Source organism: Pseudomonas sp. R3-52-08 (assembly GCF_003851745.1).
Taxonomy (GTDB): domain Bacteria; phylum Pseudomonadota; class Gammaproteobacteria; order Pseudomonadales; family Pseudomonadaceae; genus Aquipseudomonas.
Genome location: NZ_CP027730.1, coordinates 3,466,100 through 3,488,096, shown reverse-complemented (window position 1 = coordinate 3,488,096; position 21,997 = coordinate 3,466,100). Strand labels below are relative to the sequence as shown.

General features: G+C 62.0%; 24 protein-coding genes. 9 read left to right on the top strand and 15 right to left on the bottom strand.

Annotated features, from left to right (window positions below; translation table 11 throughout):
- Positions 1-44: 44 nt before the first annotated feature.
- Positions 45-482, top strand: a complete 438-nt coding sequence (locus tag C4J91_RS15865; protein ID WP_124363208.1) for a carboxymuconolactone decarboxylase family protein — start codon at positions 45-47, stop codon at positions 480-482.
- A gap of 3 nt (positions 483-485) precedes the next feature.
- On the opposite strand, the gene C4J91_RS15860 is transcribed toward C4J91_RS15865, so the two are convergent.
- Both C4J91_RS15860 and C4J91_RS15855 read right to left on the bottom strand, forming a co-directional pair.
- Positions 486-2,648 carry a TonB-dependent siderophore receptor gene (locus C4J91_RS15860; RefSeq protein WP_124363207.1) on the bottom strand — a complete coding sequence of 721 codons (2,163 nt, stop codon included), beginning with the start codon at positions 2,646-2,648 and terminating at the stop codon, positions 486-488.
- A gap of 191 nt (positions 2,649-2,839) precedes the next feature.
- A complete protein-coding gene (locus C4J91_RS15855; protein ID WP_124363206.1) occupies positions 2,840-3,733 on the bottom strand; it encodes a LysR substrate-binding domain-containing protein in 894 nt (297 codons plus the stop codon).
- A 112-nt stretch (positions 3,734-3,845) separates the two neighbouring features.
- On the opposite strand from C4J91_RS15855, the gene C4J91_RS15850 reads away from it, so the two are divergent.
- Genes C4J91_RS15850 through C4J91_RS15840 form a run of 3 tightly spaced genes read left to right on the top strand, consistent with a single transcriptional unit; the run spans position 3,846 to position 6,107 of the window.
- Positions 3,846-4,850, top strand: coding sequence for an aldo/keto reductase (locus tag C4J91_RS15850; RefSeq protein ID WP_124363205.1), 1,005 nt, complete (start codon positions 3,846-3,848; stop codon positions 4,848-4,850).
- Between the two features lie 16 nt (positions 4,851-4,866).
- Complete coding sequence (locus C4J91_RS15845; protein WP_124363204.1) at positions 4,867-5,664, top strand: SDR family NAD(P)-dependent oxidoreductase; 798 nt, start codon at positions 4,867-4,869, stop codon at positions 5,662-5,664.
- Between the two features lie 26 nt (positions 5,665-5,690).
- On the top strand, positions 5,691-6,107 hold the full coding sequence (locus tag C4J91_RS15840; protein ID WP_124363203.1) for an SRPBCC family protein: 417 nt from the start codon (positions 5,691-5,693) through the stop codon (positions 6,105-6,107).
- Between the two features lie 13 nt (positions 6,108-6,120).
- Here the strand turns inward: C4J91_RS15840 and C4J91_RS15835 are convergent, their stop codons facing one another.
- On the bottom strand, positions 6,121-6,729 hold the full coding sequence (locus C4J91_RS15835; RefSeq protein ID WP_124363202.1) for an AAA family ATPase: 609 nt from the start codon (positions 6,727-6,729) through the stop codon (positions 6,121-6,123).
- A gap of 66 nt (positions 6,730-6,795) precedes the next feature.
- Between C4J91_RS15835 and dapF the strand changes: the two genes are divergently transcribed.
- Entirely contained in the window at positions 6,796-7,611 is an 816-nt protein-coding gene (dapF, locus tag C4J91_RS15830; protein ID WP_124363201.1) for a diaminopimelate epimerase, read from the top strand.
- On the opposite strand, the gene C4J91_RS15825 is transcribed toward dapF, so the two are convergent.
- Together C4J91_RS15825 and C4J91_RS15820 are read right to left on the bottom strand one after the other, a co-directional pair.
- The gene (locus C4J91_RS15825) at positions 7,571-8,761 is read right to left on the bottom strand and encodes an ATP-binding protein (protein ID WP_372238290.1); all 1,191 of its coding nucleotides are present in this window, start codon (positions 8,759-8,761) and stop codon (positions 7,571-7,573) included. The two genes, dapF and C4J91_RS15825, sit on opposite strands and share 41 nt — an antisense overlap.
- Positions 8,721-9,536 carry an alpha/beta fold hydrolase gene (locus C4J91_RS15820; protein WP_124363200.1) on the bottom strand — a complete coding sequence of 272 codons (816 nt, stop codon included), beginning with the start codon at positions 9,534-9,536 and terminating at the stop codon, positions 8,721-8,723. The genes C4J91_RS15825 and C4J91_RS15820 overlap by 41 nt, the downstream gene beginning before the upstream one ends.
- Positions 9,537-9,667: 131 nt before the next feature.
- Between C4J91_RS15820 and C4J91_RS15815 the strand changes: the two genes are divergently transcribed.
- Complete coding sequence (locus C4J91_RS15815) at positions 9,668-10,867, top strand: YgcG family protein (protein WP_124363199.1); 1,200 nt, start codon at positions 9,668-9,670, stop codon at positions 10,865-10,867.
- Positions 10,868-11,059: 192 nt separating this feature from the next.
- Here C4J91_RS15815 and C4J91_RS15810 read toward each other — a convergent pair whose 3' ends face one another.
- Positions 11,060-12,475, bottom strand: a complete 1,416-nt coding sequence (locus tag C4J91_RS15810; RefSeq protein ID WP_124363198.1) for a cytosine permease — start codon at positions 12,473-12,475, stop codon at positions 11,060-11,062.
- Positions 12,476-12,725: 250 nt separating this feature from the next.
- Here C4J91_RS15810 and C4J91_RS15805 point away from each other — a divergent pair, with 250 nt between their 5' ends.
- Positions 12,726-13,637 carry a LysR substrate-binding domain-containing protein gene (locus C4J91_RS15805; RefSeq protein ID WP_124363197.1) on the top strand — a complete coding sequence of 304 codons (912 nt, stop codon included), beginning with the start codon at positions 12,726-12,728 and terminating at the stop codon, positions 13,635-13,637.
- A 120-nt stretch (positions 13,638-13,757) separates the two neighbouring features.
- Here the strand turns inward: C4J91_RS15805 and argE are convergent, their stop codons facing one another.
- Genes argE through C4J91_RS15785 form a run of 4 tightly spaced genes read right to left on the bottom strand, consistent with a single transcriptional unit; the run spans position 13,758 to position 17,311 of the window.
- A complete protein-coding gene (gene argE, locus C4J91_RS15800) occupies positions 13,758-14,903 on the bottom strand; it encodes an acetylornithine deacetylase (RefSeq protein ID WP_124363196.1) in 1,146 nt (381 codons plus the stop codon).
- Positions 14,900-15,577 (bottom strand): DUF1028 domain-containing protein, encoded by a 678-nt coding sequence (locus C4J91_RS15795; protein WP_124363195.1) that lies wholly within the window; start codon positions 15,575-15,577, stop codon positions 14,900-14,902. The genes argE and C4J91_RS15795 overlap by 4 nt, the downstream gene beginning before the upstream one ends.
- An 11-nt stretch (positions 15,578-15,588) precedes the next feature.
- Positions 15,589-15,999, bottom strand: coding sequence for a RidA family protein (locus tag C4J91_RS15790; RefSeq protein ID WP_063030874.1), 411 nt, complete (start codon positions 15,997-15,999; stop codon positions 15,589-15,591).
- Positions 16,000-16,021: 22 nt separating this feature from the next.
- Positions 16,022-17,311: an NAD(P)/FAD-dependent oxidoreductase gene (locus tag C4J91_RS15785; RefSeq protein ID WP_124363194.1), complete on the bottom strand. Its 1,290-nt coding sequence runs from the start codon at positions 17,309-17,311 to the stop codon at positions 16,022-16,024.
- Between the two features lie 212 nt (positions 17,312-17,523).
- Here C4J91_RS15785 and C4J91_RS15780 point away from each other — a divergent pair, with 212 nt between their 5' ends.
- Positions 17,524-18,036: a GNAT family N-acetyltransferase gene (locus C4J91_RS15780; RefSeq protein ID WP_124365166.1), complete on the top strand. Its 513-nt coding sequence runs from the start codon at positions 17,524-17,526 to the stop codon at positions 18,034-18,036.
- Between the two features lie 113 nt (positions 18,037-18,149).
- Here C4J91_RS15780 and C4J91_RS15775 read toward each other — a convergent pair whose 3' ends face one another.
- The 4 genes from C4J91_RS15775 to C4J91_RS15760 all read right to left on the bottom strand — a co-directional run bounded on the left by C4J91_RS15775 (position 18,150) and on the right by C4J91_RS15760 (position 20,860).
- Positions 18,150-18,668 carry an HIT family protein gene (locus C4J91_RS15775; RefSeq protein WP_124363193.1) on the bottom strand — a complete coding sequence of 173 codons (519 nt, stop codon included), beginning with the start codon at positions 18,666-18,668 and terminating at the stop codon, positions 18,150-18,152.
- Between the two features lie 244 nt (positions 18,669-18,912).
- Positions 18,913-19,395 carry a copper chaperone PCu(A)C gene (locus C4J91_RS15770; protein WP_124363192.1) on the bottom strand — a complete coding sequence of 161 codons (483 nt, stop codon included), beginning with the start codon at positions 19,393-19,395 and terminating at the stop codon, positions 18,913-18,915.
- Positions 19,395-20,003, bottom strand: a complete 609-nt coding sequence (locus C4J91_RS15765; protein WP_124363191.1) for an SCO family protein — start codon at positions 20,001-20,003, stop codon at positions 19,395-19,397. The genes C4J91_RS15770 and C4J91_RS15765 overlap by 1 nt, the downstream gene beginning before the upstream one ends.
- Positions 20,004-20,383: 380 nt before the next feature.
- Positions 20,384-20,860 (bottom strand): hemerythrin domain-containing protein, encoded by a 477-nt coding sequence (locus C4J91_RS15760; RefSeq protein WP_124363190.1) that lies wholly within the window; start codon positions 20,858-20,860, stop codon positions 20,384-20,386.
- 279 nt (positions 20,861-21,139) lie between these two features.
- Here C4J91_RS15760 and C4J91_RS15755 point away from each other — a divergent pair, with 279 nt between their 5' ends.
- Positions 21,140-21,346 (top strand): hypothetical protein, encoded by a 207-nt coding sequence (locus C4J91_RS15755; RefSeq protein WP_124363189.1) that lies wholly within the window; start codon positions 21,140-21,142, stop codon positions 21,344-21,346.
- A 63-nt stretch (positions 21,347-21,409) separates the two neighbouring features.
- Here C4J91_RS15755 and C4J91_RS15750 read toward each other — a convergent pair whose 3' ends face one another.
- Entirely contained in the window at positions 21,410-21,970 is a 561-nt protein-coding gene (locus tag C4J91_RS15750) for a type 1 glutamine amidotransferase domain-containing protein (RefSeq protein ID WP_124363188.1), read from the bottom strand.
- Positions 21,971-21,997: the final 27 nt, after the last annotated feature.

The following is a 21,997-nucleotide window of genomic DNA, read 5'->3' as shown; positions in this document are numbered from 1 at the left end:
GGTGACTAACCTGCTCACCAATCCCACCGTTCTGGAGTTCCACCATGCAAACCCGTACCGATTTCTACACCGCTTCCCCCGACGCCATGAAAGCCATGCTTGCCCTCGAGGCGGCGGTCGGCAAACTGTCCATCGAACTGCCGCTGCTGGAACTGGTGCGCCTGCGCGTCTCGCAGATCAACGGCTGCGCATTCTGCCTCGACATGCACACTGCCGATGCACGCAAGGGCGGCGAAACCGAGCGCCGCCTGTACACCCTGTCGGCCTGGCGTGAAACCCCGTTCTTTACCCCGCGTGAACGCGCCGCCCTGGCCTGGGCCGAAAGCCTGACCCTGCTCAGCCAGACCCACGCCCCGGACGCAGACTTCAACGCACTGGCCGCTGAGTTCAGCCCGCAGGAACAGGTTGACCTGAGCGTGGCGATCGCCACCATCAACAGCTGGAATCGCCTGGCCGTTGGCTTTCGCAAGATGCCCAAGTAACCCTTAGAAATTCACCGAAGCACTCAGGCGCGCCGTCAACGGCGCGCCCTGGAACAGGTAGTCATCGCCCATGTATTCGCCCGCGTCGCGCCAGTAGCGCTTGTCGAACAGGTTGTCGACGCTCAGGCGCAACACCGTTTCATAGCCATCGACCCTGGTGGTATAGCGGCTGCCGATATTGACCACCGCGTAATCCCCCACCTCCACATTGCCGGTGCGGTTGGCGTACTTCTTGGCGCTGTATTGCACACCACCAAGCACCGCCAGGCCATTGACCCACGGCAGCGCATAGTCGGCATATACACTGGCGCGCAGTTTGGGCACGTTGATCGCCTGGTGCTCTTCGTATTCCGGCGTACCGCTGCCGTTCACCCGCGCCCGGATCGCCGCGACGCTGGTGGAAACCTGCAGGCGCTCGGTGGCCCAGCCGTTGGCCGACACTTCGATCCCGGTGTTTTTCTGCTCGCCTTGTTGCACGTAGGTGAACCCACCGTCTTCGGGCTTCGCGTACTGATAGGCCTGGCGTGTCTGGAACACAGCGGCGGCGAAGCTGATGCGGCGCCAGTCGTATTTCACCCCGGCTTCGATCTGCCGCGAGGTGGTAGGCGCCAGGGTTTCATCGGCGTTGTTCGCAAACCACGGCGCGGTGCCGCCCAGGGACAGCCCTTTGCTATAGCTGGTGTACAGCGAGATGTTTTCAATCGGTTTGTAGATCAACGAAGCCTGCGGCAGGAACACATACTGTTGGGTGTGGCGGGCCTGGTTGCCGGTGACGCCGTCGAAGGCTGTTTCGTCCAGGCGTACTTCGCGGCCGCCGAGGATGGTTTGCCATTGCTCGTTGAAGCGGATGCGGTCGGTGACGAACAGGCCGTATTGGCGGCTGTCGAGGTTGCGGTGGCTGTCGTTCAACGGTTTGTCAGTCGGCGGGAAGCTCGGCGCATCTGCGTCGATATTGGCGGTGCCAATGAGCTCATTGACCGACTTGCGCTTGTCGATCACCCGGCGAAACGCGCTGGTGCCGAAGGTCAGCTCATGGCCTATGCCTGCGGTGTCGAACAGGCCGGTCATGGCGGCCTGGACTTCGTCGTCACGCCGAGTGTCGTCAGGGCTGCGGTAGTCGTAGACGTCGTAGTTGCCTTCGGGGCTGAAGTAGTTCGGCACGCTTGCCGAGCTGCAGCTGGCCGAGCCGTAGCAGCCCCACGCAAAGGAGCTGTAATCGTCAATCACCACCTTGCTGCGCGCCGCGCTGATGTTGCCTTTCCACTGATCGCTGAAACGGTATTCGAATTTGCCGTTGAGGTTCAGCGAGTCGATGCCCACTTGTCTGGAGCCGGTCTGGTGGCCAAGCAGCTTTTTCGGCGAGGCGTCGTGGGGTACCTCGGTACCGCCCAACAATTGATAACCCGGCACCGAGCGCTGCTGTTTGTTCTGGTATTCGGCATCCAGTTGCAGCACGGCATCGGGGCTGATATTCCAGTCGAAGGCCAGGGACACAAAATCACGCTGGCCGTTGGCATGCTCCACGTACGAATTCAGATCCTCGTGGGCGACGTTGGCGCGCAGGCCGAACTGCTGCTCACTGCCGAACCAGCCGCCGACATCGGTGGCCACATAACCGCTGCCGCGATCATCGCTGGAAACCGTCACCGAACGCACGTCCTCTGGGCGCTTGGTCACGTAATTGATCACCCCGCTGGGCTCGGAAATCCCGCTTTGCAACCCGGCCAGGCCCTTGAGCACTTCCACCTGTTGCTTGTTTTCCAGGGCGACGTTCTGCTCGCCGGTGATGGTGCGTCCATTGATCTTGTAGCTGCTCGCTGCATTCAGCGAGAAGCCGCGCACCACGAAGTTTTCGTAATAGCCGATCGGCGCGTAGCTGTCGCCCACCGACGCGTCGTTGCGCAGCACCTCACTGAGCAGGCGGGCTTGCTGGTCCTTGATCAGCGTGGCGTTGATTACGCTGATCGAGGCGGGCGTATCGAGCAGGGGCGCCTCATCGAAGCCACCGACCGCGGCGGTTTGCGAGCGATAGCCGGCCTCATCCTGGCCCTGGATCTGCACCGCCGGCAGTTCAACCTGCGCCGCCAGGCTGTGACCGATGCCTCCACTGAACAACAGGCCAAGGGCGAAACGTGAAGTGACGACGGGACGAAAACGCAAAACCATGGGGCAAGGCCTTAAAGCGCTGGGCGGGGGGCGCATAAGCTAGGGTGAAGTGCGGGACTTTACAAGATGCCAGTATGGACTCGGTCAAACTGTGGGAGGGGGCTTGCTCCCGATTGCGGTATATCAGCCATAGATGAGCTGACTGACCCACCGCTATCGGGAGCAAGCCCCCTCCCACAGTTTGGATCGCGTCAGCCTTGGGGGTCGGTCAGCACCTTGCGAAACGTCTCCACCAACGGCCGCAGGTTGATCCGATGCCAGGCCGCCCACAGCGGGGTGGTGTAGCTCAGCCAGGGCAGCTCGCGCAACACCACGCCGGGCGGTGCGTTGCGGCTCAGGCCTTTTTGGACCATGGCCACGCCCAGTCCGGAGGCCACCAGGCCCAAGGCGGTGAAGGGCTCGCTGGCTTCCATGGGAATCTGTGGGGTGAAACCGGCACGGATGCACGCGGCGACGAAGTCATCAGCCGGGCTGGCGCCGGGTTTGCGCTGTACGCCGATCCATTGTTGGTCGGCCAGGTGCTCGGGCAACAGCTCGTGTTGCTGCGTCAGCGGGTGATGTTCGGGCAAGGCCAGCAGCATGGGTTCATCGAGCACCTGGCGGGCAGTCAGGTCCGGGTCGTCGGCTGCTGGTGGTTCGCCCACCAGGGCAATGTCCAGGCTGCGCTGGCGCAGGCCTTCCAACTGTTCAAGGGAGGGCAGGTTATACAGCTTGATATGCACGTTAGGCCGGTCATCGCGCAGCACGCGCAAGGCAGTGGGCAATACCCCGGCGTGCATGGCGTTCTCGATATAGCCGATGCACAAACCGCCTTCTTCACCCCGGCCCAGGCGCTTGCCCAGGGACTCCAGGCGGTTGGCGTGGGTCAGCAGCGCTCTGGTTTCGGCGAGGAAGGTCTGGCCGTCGCGGGTCAGGCGGATACGTTGCTGGCTGCGCTCGAACAGCGTCAGGCCCAGGCGCTCTTCAAGCTGGGCGATCTGCCGGCTCAACGGTGACTGGGAGATGTGCAGGCGCTCGGCGGCGCGGCCGACGTGTTGTTCTTCGGCGACCACTTCGAAGTAGCGCAGTTGGCGTAGATCAATCATGTAAGACCTATCGGGACTCAAGTTGGTCGTAGTATGTCTTGGACGGTCCGATACAGGCAATCTAGGATCTGCTCAACGGTCATTGCGACCCTGAACCGATTGAGGAACCACCATGAGCTTGAAAGACAAACTGCCCGGCGTCCTGGGCTTTGGCACCGCACCGCTGGGCAATATGTTCCGCGCCATTCCTGAAGACGAAGCCCAGGCCACCGTCGAGGCCGCCTGGAATCACGGCGTGCGTTATTTCGATACCGCGCCGTTCTACGGTTCGGGGTTGTCGGAAATCCGCCTGGGCCAGGCCTTGTCCCATTACAACCGCGACGACTACGTGCTCAGCACCAAGGTCGGCCGGGTGATTCTCGACGAAGTCGAAGACAGCGCCCGTGACCTGGGCGAGAAAAGCGGCGTGTTCGAGCACGGCCGTCCGAACAAAATGCTCAATGACTACAGCGCCGACGCCACCTTGCGCTCGATCGAAGACAGCCTTGAGCGCCTGCGCACCGACCGCCTGGACATCGTGTGGATTCACGACATTGCCCAGGATTTCTACGGCGACCAGTGGCTGGAGTACTTCAACCAGGCGCGTACCGGCGCGTTCAAGGTGCTGACGCGCTTGCGCGAAGAAGGCGTAATCAAGGCCTGGGGCCTGGGTGTGAACCGCGTCGAACCGTGCGAGCTGACGCTGGACCTGGCCGAAGCCCAACCCGACGGCTTTCTGCTGGCTGGTCGCTACACCCTGCTCGACCACGACCGAGCCTTGCAGCGCCTGATGGACGCGGCCCTCGCACAGCACGTTGAGATCGTGGTCGGTGGCCCCTACAGCTCCGGCATCCTTGCCGGCGGCGCGCACTTTGAATACCAGCAGGCCAGCCCGGCGATCATCGGCAAAGTCGAGCAGATCAAGGCGATTGCCCAAGCGTTTGGCGTCAGCGTCAAGGCCGCTGCGCTACAGTTTTCCCTGGCCCACCCGGCCGTGGCCGCGGTGATTCCCGGTGCCAGTCGTCCGGGGCGCATTGCCGAAGACGTGGCGGCGTTGTCAGAGCAGATTCCAGCAGCCTTCTGGCAGGCGTTGCGCGATGCGCAGTTGATCTCGCCTCGCGCGCCTCTGCCGCTTTAACTTCAGGAGTTCAACCATGAAAATCGATGTGAGCGGCAAAGTAGCCATCGTCAGCGGCAGCACGGCCGGGATCGGCCTGGGCATCAGCCAGGCCCTGGCGCAATCCGGTGCCACCGTGGTGGTGATCGGGCGTGACAGCAGCAAAGTCGACGCTGCACTGGCGAGCATCCGCCAGGCGGTGCCAGGCGCCGATCTGCGCGGGTGCGTGGCCGACCTGGGCACGGTCGAAGGCGCCGAGACACTGTTCGCCGCCGAACCCCGCGCCGATATCCTGGTCAATAACCTGGGCATCTTCAATGATGTGGATTTCTTCGAGGCACCGGACAGTGAATGGACGCGCTTCTATGAAGTCAACGTGATCTCCGGCGTGCGACTGGCGCGGCATTACGTACCGGGCATGGTCGAGCAGGGCTGGGGGCGGGTGATCTTTGTGTCGTCTGAATCCGGCGTGGCGACCCCGGCAGACATGATCAATTATGGCGTGACCAAAAGCGCCAATCTGGCGGTGTCCCATGGCCTGGCCAAGCGCCTGGCAGGTACCGGCGTGACGGTCAACGCGATCCTGCCGGGGCCGACGTTCACCGATGGCCTGGAGCACATGCTCAAGGACGCCACGCAACAATCCGGGCGCACCGCGCGGGACGAGGCCGATGTGTTCGTGCGCAACGCGCGGCCGACGTCGATCATTCAGCGCGCGGCGAATGTGGATGAAGTGGCCAACCTGGTGGCGTACATTGCTTCACCGCTGTCGTCTGCCACTACCGGCGCCGCGTTGCGGGTCGACGGTGGTGTGGTCGACAGCATGGCGATCTGATTTTTTAACGGTCTGGAGTATTTATCGTGGCAACAGCGTCTTCTGTGATTGAAATCCCTGCGTCGGCTGACCAGGTCTGGAAACTCATCGGTGGCTTCAACAGCCTGCCTGACTGGCTGCCCTTCATCGCCAAAAGCGAGCCGAGCGACGGTGGCCGCGTGCGTCACCTGCATACTGCCGATGGCGGCCAGATTGTCGAGCGGTTGCAGACCTTCGACAACGTGGCGCGCACCTACAGCTACACCATTGAGCAGTCGCCGTTTCCGGTGAGCGCCTACTTGGCGACCGTGCAGGTTGAAGCGCTGACCGAATCGTCTGCCAAAGTAACCTGGTCCGGTGTGTTCACGCCGGCTGAGGGCACCACGGATGCAGCGGTGGAGGAGCTGTTTGCCGGCGTGTACAACGATGGCCTGGAGGCGTTGCGCGCCAACTTCCCCGGCTAACGCCAACCCTCTGTCAGGGCTCGTTCCCATGCTCCCGCGTGGGAATGCCTGCTGGGAAGCTCCGCGCCCCGTTGCGCAGGTGACGCAGAGCGTCACGGGCTGCATGCCCACGCGGAGCGTGGGGACGATCAAGCAGTGCGTGGGCCGACGCGATGGCCTGTGCGGGTGTGAGCCGCGCCGTATCGAGCAGGTACGGCGGCTCATCCCAGGCTTCGTATTCATGTGCCAACACCGACTGCCAAGTCGGCGGCAGCAACCCTGGAATATCGCTTTCACGGCTCTCGACCCTGCGCCGATGCTCCTGCTGATCAGAACAAATTACCTGGATATCGACCAGCTCAACGCCCGCCGCCCGCGCCACGCCTCGCCAGGCCTCGCGGCTCTCCCTCACCGGGTTCACACAGTCAGCGATCACTCGTTGCCCCAGGCGCACATTACTCAGTGCCAACGCATTCGCCACGCCATACCCGCTGGCACCCACATCGCCCGCCAGCGCGCCAGACTCGCGCAGCGCTTGTTCGATCACGTCGATGCGCAGGTAAACCGCGCCCATCTGCCGGGCCAGCTCCCTGGCAATCGTGGTCTTGCCGGTGCCGGGCAGGCCGCTGAATACGATAAGCATGGTTGATCTCCTCGCTGCTACGGGGGTGTTAGAGTGGGGCTGTTTCGTTCGACTACAGGACCGTTCATGACCTTGCCCTTCGTCAAGATGCACGCCCACGGCGACGACTTCATCATCATCGACCGCCGTGGCCAGGATAACCCTATCACGGCGCAGATCGCCCGACGCCTGGGCGACCGGCACACCGGCATTGGTTTCAATCAACTCGCGGTCATGCTCGACTGTGACGACGCCGCCGCCCGCATTCAGTTCTGGAACTGCGACGGCACGCCGCTGCAAACCTGTGGCAGCGCCACACGAGGCGTGGCCGACCGCTTGATGCATGAGGCCGGCACCCATGCCGTGGTGCTGCGTACCGACCGTGGACTGCTCACCTGCGTACGCGTGGACGGGCAGCGGGTGTCGGTGGACATGGGCGAGCCATCGTTGGCGTGGGAAGCGGTGCCGCTGGCGCGGGCGATGGACACCCGCGTGCTGCCCATCGACGGTGAACCGGCCGCCTGCGGCATGGGCAATCCGCACTGTACGTTCTTCGTGGAAGACATCGCTGCAGTGGATGTCGAAGCGGTGGGCCCGGCCCTGGAATATCACCCGCTGTTTCCGGCCAGGACCAATGTGCATTTTGTGCAGGTGCTCGAGCGTAACCGTATCCGCCTGCGGATCTGGGAACGTGGCGGCGGCGTGCCGCTGGGTTCCGGGTCCTGTTGCTGCGCGGCGGTGGTTAATGGCGTTCGACGCGGGCTGCTGGATGACAAAGTGGAGGTCGAATGCGATGGCGGAACCCTGACGGTGCAATGGGACGGGCAGGGTGGGGTGGTGTTGACGGGCAGCGTCGAGCCGATCATGCAGGGTGCGGCGTACCTGCCTGGAACGTCACGCTGAAGGTGGTGCCGCGCGTCGCGCAGGAGTTCACCGCCACATCGCCGCCGTGCACCCTGGCCAGTTCGCGCACGATGTACAGGCCCAAGCCCACGCTGCGCACATCGCTGCCCTGGTGAGTGCCTCGGGTCATGGGTTCGAACAGCCCGGCCAGCAACGCTTCGGGAATCGCCGCGCCGTAGTTGTGTACCGCAACCTCAACGCCCCCGGCGCCCAGGCGCGAGGTGACGGTGATCGGCTGTTGCAGGTCACCATAGGCCACGCTGTTGGCGACGAGGTTGCCGACCATCTGCTGCACACGGTCGGCATCCAGGCAAGCGTCGCCATGGCCCTCGGCCTGATGCACCAGCGTGGCCCTGGGGAAGGCCACCCGCAGTTCGTCCACGGCGTGATGAATCACCCGGTGCAAATCCAGTGGCCGGGCCCTGATAGTGATGCCCTGGCCGACCCGGGCCTGGGTGAAGTCCAGCAGGTCGGCGATCATGCGCTGGGCGCGTTCGGACGATTGGTCGATATGCCCGAGCAACTGGTGCTCCTTGGGGGTGCGCTCGCCGCGTCGAAGAAAGTCCGACGCCATGCGGATCGCGGCGAGGGGGTTTTTCAAGTCGTGGCTGACAATCGCCACCATCTGCTCGGCAAACAACGCACGTTGCTGGGCAATGGCATAGGCTTCGCTCAATTCGGCCTGGGCCTGGTGCAGTGCCTGTTCGGCGGCGGTTTTTTCCTGAAGCAGCGCTTCGGCCAGCTTGCGTGCGTTGAGCAGCTCGCGCTCGTACTTGTCGCGGTCGGTGGTGCCGAACAGCGCCAGGTCATACACCACGCCCTCGGCCTGCTGGCGTTGGCTGGCATTGAGCAGCACGGTGACTTTGTGCCCGTCACGATGGCGAATGTCGAGCTTCACCTCGTTGACGCTGCCATGCATGCGCAGCATCGGCGCCAGGTGGGTCTGGTAGAAAATCCGCCCGCCCATGGTCAGCAGGTCTTGGAAACGTTGGCCGAGCAGCTGGGGCGCGCTGAGCCCGAGCCACTCACCCAAGCGCTGGTTGGCGTGCAGAATCGTGCCGTCTTGCTGGGTCACCGCCAGGGCGCAGGCGGCGCTGTCGAATAGCGACTCAGCCGGCACTGACGCTGGCCCACGGCGCCAGGAACTCATCCATCGCCGCCGCGCACGCCTGGGGCGCACTCATGTGCGGGCAATGGCCGATGTTGTCTACCAGGTGATAGGTGCTGTTGGGCAGCACGGCATGCAGGTATTCGCCGACGGCCACGGGGGCGATCAAGTCGTCGCTCGACTGCAGGATCAGTACCGGCGTGGTCAGACCGATCACATCGTCGCGATTGTCCGAGAGAAAGGTCACCCGGGCAAATTGCTTGGCGATGTCGGGTTCGGTGCGGCAGAAACTCTCGGTCAGTGTGGTGCTCAGCTCGGGTTGCCCAGGGGCACCCATGATCACCGGGGCCATGCTGCTGGACCAGCCGAGGTAGTTGCTGTCGAGGGTGTCGAGCAGGTCTTCGATGTCGTCGCGCTTGAAACCGCCGACATAACCCTCGGCGTCGATATAGCGCGGCGATGGGCCAATCATCATGTGCGCCGCGACCCGCCCCGGCGCGAGACGGTCAGCGAGGGTGCCGATCATGGCGCTGACCGAGTGCCCCACCAGAATCACCGGGCCTTCGGCGTAGGCGTCGATCAACTCGTCGAGGTCGCGGGCGTAACCTTCCAGAGTGCCGTACTTGGCTTTGTCGAAGGCGCCAAGGTCCGACAGGCCGGCGCCGACCAAGTCGTACAGCACTACGCGAAAGCGTTCTAGAAAATGCGGTGCCAGGTAATTCCACATCGCCTGGTTGCAGCCGAAGCCGTGGGAAAACACCAGGGTCGCAGCGCCGCGGCCCATCACATTGACGTTGTTGCGGTGACGTAGATCCATGGCGTTCTCGTAGATGGCTTGTTGCTATACAGCGTGGCGGCAGTTTAGAGAGTCGCAGGGCCTGGGTCACGCGTTTGCGCGTAGATAAGGTAAAGTCGGCGCCTTCAGGAAGAAACTTCAGGTAACAATAGATGATGCTGATTCTGCGGCAATCCGTCATGAGCGTGCTGGTCCTGATGTTTGTCAGTTTGTTGATGACCGCCCAAGCCGACACATCGCCCATTGGCGTTGCGCTCGATCAACGGGTCATAGACCTGACCAATACCCTCGACGCGGGCAGCGTCCTGCGCCTCAAGCAGCAACTGGCCGACCTTGAGCAGCGCAAGGGCGCACAGGTTGCCGTATTGCTGGTGCCCAGCACCGGCGACACCGGCATCGAAGACTATGCCAACCAACTGTTCCGCGCCTGGAAGCTGGGGCGCAAGGACGTCGATGACGGCATCCTGCTGGTAGTGGCCAAGGCTGACCGCACCGTGCGCATTGAAGTGGGCTATGGCCTGGAAGGTACGGTCACCGACCTGCTGGCCCATCGCATCATCGAAGAACGCATCACCCCGGCGTTTCGTCAGGGCGACTTTGCCGGCGGCGTTCAACAGGGTGTGGATGCCTTGATCGTGCTGGTGGACGGCGGCGACCTGCCCAAAGTGGCCGGGCCTGGGATCAATCCACAAATCATCGCGGTACTGGCGGCGTTTGTCCTGGGCGGCCTCGTTGGGGCGCTGCTCGCCGCCGGCAAGGTGCATTGGCGCAAGGCCTTGATCGTCGCCGTGGCGGCCACGTTATTGCTGGCGCTGCTGGGCGGTGGTCGAGAATGGCCGATGTTTCTGTTTGTAATACCGCTGACCCTGTTGATTGGCGGAGCCACTTTCGGCGCGTTGTGGCAGCTACGGCCGCTGTTTTACGGCGTGGTCGGGCTGCTGGTCTACAGCGCCGCGTTGGGGGTGGCGGATCAGTATGTGAACGTCAGTTTTATCCATTGGCTGGCGTGGCCGCTGGCTGTGTTGGTGGTGTTGGGGCTGTATCTGCTGCTGTTGATGATCATGAGGCACACCTGGAGGACCAGCCGCACAGGCTTTGTCGTGCGGCTGCTGGCAGCGGTCGCCGTCTATGGGGTGGCCGGGTGGATGCTGGATGACGGCCGCGACGGTTGGCTGCTGGCGTTTCCTATTGCTTCGTTCGTGGCGCTGATTATTTTCGGCAAGGTCGGCGAGGGATCGGGGTCTGGCGGTGGGTCGGGTTCGAGTTCCAGCGGTTCAAGTTCCAGTTCCAGGAGCAGCTCGTCCGGTGGTGGGGGTTCCAGTGGCGGCGGTGGGGCGTCGGGGAGTTGGTAGTACGCCGCTGAGGTGGCTGCCAGGTCTGCCTGATGTATGAAGATTTAATGTGGGAGGGGGCTTGCTCCCGATAGCGGTAGGTCATTCACTCCATCAGTGACTGATCTGCCACTATCGGGAGCAAGCCCCCTCCCACAGTTTTGATCGAGTGCGCCATACAGGCCTTATCCCAGGCGCAACCAGGCGTTTGTATCAGACCCCAGCCGCCAACTTGCCCCCCTCCATCCGGCGCTTATACGCACTGTCCCGACTCGCCAACCAGAAGTACAACGGCGACGTCACCACCAACCCCACCACCCAGGACAGATCCGCGCCGTTGATGTGTTCGGAAATCGGCCCGACGTACAGCGGCGTATTCATGAACGGAATCTGCACCGCAATCCCCACCGCATACGCCAGCAGCGCCTGTGGGTTGTACTTGCCGTAGATCCCGCCATCCACGCGAAAGATCGAGGCGATGTCATATTGGCCTTTGTGGATCGCGTAGAAGTCGATCAGGTTGATCGCCGTCCACGGCACAAGTACCACCAGCAGCACCAGCACCATGTCGACGAAGTGGCCGATGAAGTCCTTGGAGGCGAATACCGCCGCAATCGCGCAGGCGGCCAGCACCACCACCGAGATCACCGCGCGGCTTTTCGCCGTAGGGATCCAGCGGTAGGCGAAGGTCTGCACCAGGGTGATGATCGACAGCACCGCGCCGTACAGGTTGAGGGCGTTGTGGCTGATCACGCTGAGCAGGAACAGCACCAGCATCAGCGGGCCGATGGCGCCGGTGGCGAGCTTGACGGCGTCCATGGTGTCCATGCCCACGGGGGTGGCGAGCACGGCGACGGCGCCGAAGATGAAGGCCAGGCTCGACCCCAGCGCGGAGCCCAGGTAGGTGGTCCAGAAGGTGGACGCGACGGGTACATCGGCCGGCAGGTAGCGGGAATAATCCGAAACGTACGGCGCAAAGGCGATCTGCCACAGCGCGGCGAGGGAAACGGTGGCCAGCCAACCGGAAATGTTGAAGCTGCCGCGGGTCAGGAAATCTGTGGTCTGCACATGGGTGAAAATGTAGCCGAAGCCCAGCACGATGCCGGCGCCGAGTACCCAGGTACCGATGCGGTTGAGCACATGAATGAAGCGATAGCCGATGATGCCGATGATGCCCGAACCAATGGCGCCGATCACGATGCCGACGGGCACCGGCACCGCATCGACCACGCCATGCAGGGATTTGCCGGCCAGCACGATGTTGGAGGCGAAGAAGCCGATGTACATCACGCCGGCAATCACCACCACCAGCAGCGCGCCAAGGGAGCCGAACTGGGCACGGCTCTGGATCATCTGCGGAATGCCCATTTGCGGGCCCTGGGCCGAGTGCAGCGCCATCAACACACCGCCGACCAGATGGCCGACCAGGATGGCGACGATGCCCCATACCAGGTTGAGGTGGAACAACTGCACCCCCAATGCGCCGGTGACGATCGGCAGCGGCGCGATGTTGCCGCCGAACCACAGGGTGAACAGGTCTCTTACCTTTCCATGGCGATCTTCCGGGGGCACGTATCCAATCGTGTGTTTTTCGATAAGCGGGGCGGAGGATGTTGCAGTGGTAACCATGAGGAGCTCCAAGGCAAGGTGAGTACGTGGACGTACTTCGCTGTGCGCAGCAACGGCGGCGCTTTGTTGTTGGAGTGATCATCTGCAATGGGCAGGGGGAGGTAAATTAGTAAGTTTGTTGCTATAGACCTTAAAAAAAGTATCTCGCGGCGGTTTTTGCTCCGGTATGTTGCATGGGCTTGAATCGATGAAAAAAGCCGGTTTTTCTTGCACGTTTTTGGGGCGAAAACCCCCGTTTTCGGAGGCCCCGATGGCTGCCTACAACCTGCGCCAACTCAGATATTTCGTCACCACCGCCGAATGCGGAAGCGTCGCCGAGGCGTCGCGCAAGCTGTATATCGCCCAGCCGTCGGTGTCCACCGCCATCAAGCAGCTGGAAGACAGTTTTGGTGTGCAGTTGTTTATCCGCCATCACGCCCAGGGTGTGTCGCTGACCCCCAGCGGCGCGCGGTTTTATCGCAAGGCGCTGGAGCTGCTGCGGGTGGCCCATGAGTTCGAACAGAACGCCTTGGCCGACAATGATGTGGTGGCCGGGCAGATCGATATCGGCTGCTTTGAAACCGTGGCGCCGTTGTACCTGCCGCGCCTGATCGCCGGGTTCAAGACACGCTGGCCGGGGGTGGAAATCCGCCTGCGTGACGGTGAGCAGCAGGAGCTGGTGCAGGCGCTGACGGCGGGCACCATCGATGTGGCGATGCTGTTCGAGCACGACTTGGGCGGCGCCATCGAAACCACGCCCTTGATGCCGCCGCAGCAGCCATACGCGTTGTTGCCGGCCGATCACCGTTTTGCACGGCAGGCCAAGGTGTCGTTGGTCGACCTGGTGCTGGAGCCGATGATTCTGCTGGATGTGCTGCCGAGCCGGACCTACTTCGTGAGCATCTTTGACGAGCGGGGGTTGACGCCGAATATCGTGTTCAGCTCGCCGTCGATCGAGATGGTGCGGGGCATGGTGGGGCGCGGGTTCGGGTTTTCGATCCTGGTGACCAAGCCGTTCAGCGAGTACACCTATGATGGGCAGAAGGTGGTGTGTATTCCGCTGGCGGAAACCGTCACTGGCTCGGGGTTGTCGGCGGTGTGGCTCAAGCGCGCCCCGCTGACCAAGCCGGTGCAACTGTTCGTTGATTACTGCCGCGAAGAGCTGGCGCGATTACTCGGGTAAACACAGAGCCCAATGTGGGAGGGGGCTTGCTCCCGATAGCGGTGTATCAGCCAGCTCATGTATTGGCTGAACCACTGCTATCGGGGGCAAGCCCCCTCCCACATTTGATTTGTGGTGTATTCAGATGCGTAGCGAGTCCAGCATCCGCTGTAACAGGGCATCACACTCTGCCAGCTGTTCCACGCTCACAAACTCATCCGGCTTGTGCCCCTGGTCCATGCTGCCAGGCCCGCACACCACCGTGGGAATACCCGCTGCATCAAACAGCCCACCCTCAGTGCCAAACGCCACGGTGCCAAACGCACTGGAGCCGCAAAACGACGCAATCAATTGCGCGGCCTGGCTGTGCTCATCGGTGACCAAACCCGGGTAGGCGGACAACGCGGTGAACCGAATCGAGCTCTGCGTGCTCACGGCCTGCATGCGCGGCAGTACTTGCTGCATGGCGTAGGTGTGCAGTTCGTGCGCCACTTCACCGGGATCCGTCGAGGGCAGGGCGCGTACTTCGAAATCAAACCGGCAGTCGGCGGGCACGATATTCAGTGCCTTGCCGCCGCTGATCACGCCGGTTTGCACGGTGCTGAACGGCGGATCGAAGCGAGGGTCCTGGTGCGCACGCAAGCGTTGGCCAATGCGCCCCAGTTCGCCGATCAACTCGGCGGCATGCTCGATCGCATTCACTCCGGACGGTGCATACGCCGAATGACAGGCCTCGCCATGCACATCGCAGCGCATCGCCAGCTTGCCCTTATGGCCGAGCACCGGTTTGAGCTCGGTCGGCTCGCCAATAATGCACAGCATCGGCTTCACCGGACGTTGCGCCAACACGTCGAGCAGCGAGCGTACCCCGAGGCAGCCGACTTCTTCGTCATACGACAGGGCGATGTGTACCGGCAGGCGCAACCGCGCCTCGACCAACTCCGGCACCAGCGCCAGCACGCAGGCGATATAGCCTTTCATATCGGCGGTGCCACGCCCGTACAGCTTGCCGTCACGCTCGGTCAGTTGAAACGGCGGCAGCGTCCAGGGCTGCCCATCCACCGGCACCACATCGGTATGCCCCGACAACACGATGCCGGGTAATTCCACCGGGCCGACGCTGGCAAACAGGTTAGCCTTGCTGCGCGACGCGTTGTAGATCAGCTCGCTGGACACGCCGAATCCCTCCAGGTAGTCGCGCACGAACTCGATCAACTGCAGGTTGGACTCGCGGCTGGTGGTATCGAACCCCACCAGCGTCTGCAGCAACTCGCGGCTGCGGCTCATCGCTCGTCTCCGGCCACGCCATAGCCTGGGGAGCGATCCGGGGCGAGGGCGCGGTCGATGTAGTCCTGCACTTGCGGACGGTAGGCGTCCCACAGTGTTTGCAATTGACTGATGGGGGCTTCATCGGCCCAGTCCACGCGCAGGTTGATGATCGGCCAGGTCAGCTCACCCACCACCACCAGCGCGGCCGAATGCACCGGGCCGGCTTCGCCACCGGCGCCGATGGCGGCATGCATTGCCGCGAGCAAGCGGTCCGCCAACTGGCCTTCGCCGTGTTCGAAGGCGCTGACCATCGCCTCGATCACCCCTCGGTCGGCGAGCATATTCCCCGCCGCCACGCATTGCTCGCCCGACACGGCATTGTGGGTGCCCAGGGTTTCGCTGCCGCTGAAATGCACGCTGCGGCCCAGGTGATCGATTGCGGTCAGCTGGCGGTATTGGCTGTAGCCGTTGCGCGTCAGGGCTGTGTCGACGGCATCCGCCGGCGTGAGGCCTTGCTCCAGGCAGTCGAGCACTTCCGGGCCAAGGGCCGGCAGCGTGATGTTCTGGGTGGCGACCGCACCTACACCCGGCCGCAGCCATGGGCAACGCGCGCCCACGGCGATGCTCGAGGAGCTGATGGCGATGCCCAGCTGGCCGGTCTCCGCGCAGCGACCCACGATTGAAAAGGTCATGGCTAGTCTCCTTACTCTGGAATAACCGCGATCACATCGATTTCCATCAGCCACTGCGGCTGGCCCAGCGCCGAAACTACCAGCCCGGTGGAGATCGGGAACACGCCCTTGAGCCACTTGCCGACTTCCTGATACACCGGTTCGCGGTAGCGCGGGTCGATCAGGTAAGTGGTGGTCTTGACGATATGCGACAGATCGGAGCCCGCTTCCTCAAGCAGTTGCTTGACGTTGCGCATGGCTTGTTCGGCCTGGGCACGTGGGTCGCCCAGGCCGATCAGGTTGCCGTCGAAATCGGTGCCCACCTGGCCGCGCACATACACGGTATTACCGGCACGTACGGCCTGGCACAGGTCGTTGTCCAGGCTTTGGTTGGGGTAGGTTTCTTTGGTGTTGAACATGCGGATGCGAGTATGAGTAGGCATCAAAAAAACTCCGGCAAAGGGATCAGGCGCTGACAGGGGAGGGGCGAGCCAGCGGGGCGGCTTCGCGGTACTCAAGGTATTGACGCTGAATGGCGATATGGTCGGCCACGTACTTGGCGTCGTGCCACACGCCCCAGATAAACGACGAGCCACGGCGCGACTGCCATGGCAGCCCCAGGAAATAAATCCCGGCTTCGCTGGCTACGCCGCGCTGGTGCCGGGGCTTGCCGGCTGCGTCGAATGCGTCGACCTTGAGCCAGCTGTAGTCCACGGCAAACCCGGTGGCCCAGATAATCGAAGTGATGCCGGCCTGGGCAAGGTCTAGTTCCAGGATCGGATGCCTGATGCAGTCGGCATCCGGGAATACGCGGCGGGCGTCGGGCTCAAGCGGCAGGTCGAGGCCGTTGCGCTCGATGTAGGCATCGGCCGCATCCAGCAGGGCCAGGTAGTTCTCATCGCCACGGGCCAGATTCTCTACCAGGTTCGGTTGGAACGTGGCGACGCTGCCGTTAAACGCTTGGGTGAGGCCGACCAGGGTCATGCCTTGCTGGGCCAGTTCCCGAAAGTCGATGGTCTTGCCGCCGTGGGCGCCGCTCACCGCGATGGTCACGTGCTCGCGGCCGGGTTTCATCGCGGCCTGGTCCCACTCGCCCAGCACCCCCAGCCACCAGCAGAAATCCCGGTTGCGATAAGCCCGAGGCGGCCGGTCATGGGCGCCGACCGACAGGTACACCTGACGACCGGAACGTTGCAGTTCATCGGCGATTTGTACGCCGGAAGAGCCCGCACCCACCACCAGCACGGCGCCCGCCGGCAGTTGCGCCGGGTTGCGATAATCGGCGGAATGCAGCTGATGCAGCGCGGTATCTGTCGGCGCAATCGCCGGAATCACCGGCTTCTGAAACGGCCCGGTGGCGGCCACCACGCGGTTAGCTTCGATCACGCCTTGGCTGGTGTGTACGGTAAAGCCTGGACGGCCTTCATTGCGCACCACCGACGTCACCTCCACGCCCGTACGAATCGGCGCATTGAACTTGCGCGCATAGGCTTCAAAGTAGTCCGCCACGCGCTCCTTCGGCGCAAAGCCATCGGGGGCCACATCATCGAATTCCAGGCCGGGAAAACGGTCATGCCAGGCCGGCCCGTTGGCTACCAGTGAATCCCAGCGCCCGGTGCGCCAGCGCTCGGCGATACGACTGCGCTCCAGCACCAGGTGCGGCACGCCGTGCTTGATCAAATGCTCGCTCATGGCCACACCGGCCTGGCCGGCGCCGACCACCAGGGTGTCGGTTTTTGTTATTGCTTGAGTCATGTGTCTGTCCTTGCGTCATGCAGTTGGATTCAACGTGGGCATGGCTTCAAGGCTAGGGGGAGGGTGGTTTTTAATAAAATATTATTAAGCTTGGGAGTGAGCATAAATATCGGATGCAGCGGGTCTTGAGATAGCCTTCGGTGGAGGAGGTAGGGCGATTAATACAAACGGTTAAGGGTGGATTTTTTAAAGTCATGGAGAGAGTGAGTGCTGTGCTAGAGATAAAACGAGCCACACCAGACGACGCTGACAGGGCGTTTGAGATTCGTCGCGAGGCCATTCGCAGTCAGTGCATTGGTGCCTACAGCGCTGAGCAAATGGCACTCTGGACCCGAGGTCGCGCAAGCGACGGTTACAGCACATTGATGGAAAAATTGTTCTACATGGGTTGGGTGAACGGTGAAGCCGTCGTCACGGGCATGCTTGACCTGGCCAACAATGAACTCGGGGCGTTGTTCGTAAGGTCCGCATTCACCGGGCGCGGTTATGGCAAGGCAATGCTTGACCACCTGGAAGACGTTGCGCGGCAGCGGGCGGTTGCAGAGGTGGTGCTTGACTCGACGTTGAACGCGGTGAGCTTTTATAAAGCGTGCGGGTATGTGGGGCATGAGCAGGCGGTGTATCGCTCGCCAGCGGGACTGGTGTTGGCGTGTGTGCCGATGGTGAAAAAGCTTGCGCAGAATTCCGGTGCGGCAGGCAACCAAATCGAGTGCCTGGTTACATAATCGCCTGCTCCGTCGATCACCGTATAGCCCTGATCGTTCCCATGCTCTGCGTGGGAATGCCTTCCGGGACGCTCCGCGTCCTGCCAGCCACTGCGCTCAGGTGACGCAGAGCGTCACGGGCTGTATTCCCACGCGGGAGCGTGGGAACGATCTTTGAAACCAGTGCGCAATCGCTCAATCACCTGCTCCACCCCGGGCCCTTGAATCAGCGGCGGTGTGAGGCTCTCGCCAAATTCCCGCCATACAAACAACGTCAGTTCAGCCCCATCGGTCAGGATTTTGGCTTGTGCTTGCGAGCCGAAATTGTGCAGCGTGCGATAGCGTTCGTCCTGCCAGAACGCTTGCTCTACCCAGTCATAGACGGGGATGAAATGAAAGTGCAGCGCAAATCCCGGCATATGCCCGTAGCGGCTTATGTAGAGCCATTTGGGCTGCAGCTGCGTTTCCATTATCCGTTGGGTTCGGGCAAGCAGACCGCCCAGTTCGGCCAGTGCGGCGTCGGGCATGTCAGCCAGGGAGGCAATCGGTGCCTTGGCGCCCAGCATCAGGTAGCCCGGCAGTTTTGAAGATTGATGATGGTTGAGCAGCCAGTGTTCGGTCTGGTGCAGGATGAAGGCGGGGTCGATTGGCATGGGCGCGCGTCCATGTGAACTGGAGCGCCAGGATAACAAGGATCCCCGTAATGGGCGTGGTTCCGAATCTGTGGGAGCCTGACCATCGACGGCTATGTAACTGATACGCCGCAATCCAAATGTGGGAGGGGGCTTGCCCCCGATGAGGAAGTATCAGTCGCTCCACCTGTGACTGACCCACCGCCATCGGGGGCAAGTCGAATCGTCGCACCGCCCCTCTCACATTGCTGACCGGGTTCGAGCCTCAATGCATTTTGCTGTGGTCCATCTGGCTATGGTCCATCCCGTCAACTCCCCGCGCAGCAGCCTTCACTTCAATGCTTTGCTCAGCGCCCTTGGCGTCTTTTACCGTGAGAGTCAGCGGCACCTGGTCGCCTTCCTTGATCTGGCCGGTCAGGCCCATCAGCATCACGTGGTAGCCATTCGGGTCGAGCGTGACGGCTTTGCCGGCGGGCAGCGCCACCGAGTCCACCGGGCCCATGCGCATCACGTCGTCCTTCATGCTCATTTCATGGATCTGCACGTCCTTGGCCACGGGCGACGCCACGCGCAGCAACTGGCTGTCGCTGTCGGCGGTGACGGTCATGAACGCGCCGCTGGAGGGCTGGCCCGGCACGGTGGCGCGGACCCAGGCGTCGGTCACTTGCACCTGGGCGCTGGCGTGGGCGGCGAGGCCGAGCAGGGTGAGGCCGAGGGTGAGACGCTTGAGGTGTTGAACGGCAGTCATTAGCAGACCTCCATGACGGTGAGCAGGTCTTCTGCGCACTCTTTAGCAGTAAGGGACGCCTGCAAGCCAAGGCGCAGGTTGCCACGGGTGTCGAACACGAAGCTGGTGGCGGTGTGGGACAGGGTGTAGGTGTCGCCGGCGGGGATCTTTTCATAAAAGATCCCGAACTCCTTGGCGGCCACGGCGATTTCCTGCGGGGTGCCGTAGAGGGCTTCGAAACTGGGATCGAAGGCCTTGACGTATTTGTCGAGAATCTCGGGGGTGTCGCGCTCGGGGTCCAGGGTGATGAACACCACCTGCATGATTTCACCGTCGCGGCCCATCAGCTTCTTGGCCTGGGCGGCGCGTGCCAGGGTGGTCGGGCAGACCGCCGGGCATTGGGTAAAGCCGAAGAACACCACGGGCATCAGGCCACGGTACGAGCTGAGGGTGACGGTTTCGCCGTCGGTGTTCTTGAGCTTGAAAGTGCGCCCCATGATCTTGTCACTGAGGTCTTTGCCGTACTTGAAATTCAGCTTGGGGCTGTAGTCACAGCCGCCCAGCAGGCTGCCCAGGCCTAACAGGCCCATGCCGGTCAGCACTTTGCGGCGGGTGAATAACGTACTCATCAACTGTGCGTCCTGTGAAACGCCTGAATGGCTGTGCAGCGGCCCACCCGGCTTTGAAAAGGAGTAACGAGAAGGGTGCTGAGTCTACCAACCTTGGCCACCCCGCGTAATCTGCGACGTTCTGCCACAGGGCAGCATTGCGCTGCGTCCTTTTGCGGGTTCGGTGGTAGCGGCGGCGCATGAAAAGGGGAGTCTCGGTTTCCGATTAAGGCTTGGCTGACCGGTGTTCCAGTAACATCCCGAACTACTTTGCCTGCTCGAGTGCAGCGCCGTTACCGTCGCGATCATATTCATGATTTTTCAGTTGCGATGCAACGCGACAGGGCCTGTGAGCAGGCCTGTCGCTACCGCAGATCAGGGAAGGGCTTGCAAGCAGCGCATCACGCGGCCAATGGCTTACTCGCCAAAGACTTCTTGTAAGTTGCTTTCATCGCTTCCATTTGCTCGCCCAGCTCGTCCAGCTTTGCCTTGCCCAGCAGTTTCTTGGCCTGGGGAAACATCTCGGTTTCTTCCTCTTCGATATGGTGTTCCAGCAGCTCCTTGACCACTTTGACGCGACCGGAAAACTCGGTGGAAGACGGATCGGTCTGCTTCAGGTCAGGCAGCACCAGTGAATCGACAGTGCGGTGCTCCTCCTTGGCTTCGTGGTACATGATGTCCTGTTCCTTACCGCCGGCTTCCCTGAAAGCCGGGTAGAGGATTTCTTCTTCCAACTTGGTATGCACGGTGATTTCCATCTCCAGCTTGGCCAGCAACTCGGTGCGTTTTTTCACCCCGCGCTCGGTGGATTCGCTCAATTGGGTCAGCAGGGTCTTGACGCGTTCATGGTCGGCTTTGAGAAGGTCGATGGCATTCATGTGGAACCTCACGGATAGTCGTCGGGCATGTCGAAACGCACGCCTCGTGAGTCAGAAAATTGCATTACGCGTACCAACTTTCACGTAAAAAAAATTGTTTTAAGAATCATATAGATAGAGTCAAGCTAGCGTTTCGCTGTCGTGCAGCTTGCATGATCGGGCGTTGCCGGGATTGCACAACGCACATTTACCGCGTTGGCCCAGGTTTCAGTTGAAAAAATCCAATGGAACCCTTGGCGCTTCTGCTTGACCTAAGCCTTAGACATCAGGAGGTGAAGCATGGAAATAAACTATATCTGGATCGTACTGGCGGTGATTCTGCTGCTGTTGGAACTGTGGGCGATCAATATCGTATTGCGCAGCACTGGGGGCTGGGAAACCAAGGGCTTGTGGGTGGTGGTGCTGGTCTTCGTACCGCTGCTGGGGCTGATCGCCTGGGCGATGTTCGGGCCCAAGCGGGAGATGGCGCAAGAGCGCAAAAACTAACAGCATTCAGCGATAAAAAAACAGGCGCCCCATGGGGCGCCTGTTTTGGTTGCGGCCTAAAGATCAGCCCGCGACTGCCTTGGCAATCGCTTCATTGAACGCCGGCAGATCGTCCGGCGTGCGCGAAGTGATCAAGGTCCAGCCATTGGCTTTGCATTCCTGCACCTGGGCATCGACCACGCCGGCGGCACCGGCGTTTTCCAGGTCGATACGCACGCTTTTAAACGCGGTGAGGGTCTTGCCTTTGACCACGCCGGCGTCGATCAACGCCCACGGGCCGTGGCAGATCGCCGCGATGGTCTTACCGGCCTGGGCGAACTCATTGATCAAGCGCAGCGCGGCTGCGTCCTGACGCAGGGTGTCGGCATTCACGGTGCCGCCGGGAATGACCAGCGCATCGAAGTTGCCGCCGACCACGTCCGACAGTTGCACGTCGGATTCCACGGTCTGGTCTTTTTCCGTATCGCCGACAAAGGTCTGGGTGGTGCCGCCTTTGCTGGACGCGTGCGTTACCGTCGCGCCGTAGCTACGCAGGGTTTGCAAGGGCTTGAGCAGTTCGTCACGCTCGATGCCGGTGTTGGAGGTGATGACGAGGATGTGCTTGCCGTTGAGTTGCGAACTCATGGTCGAGTGTCTCCTTGGGTCATGGAA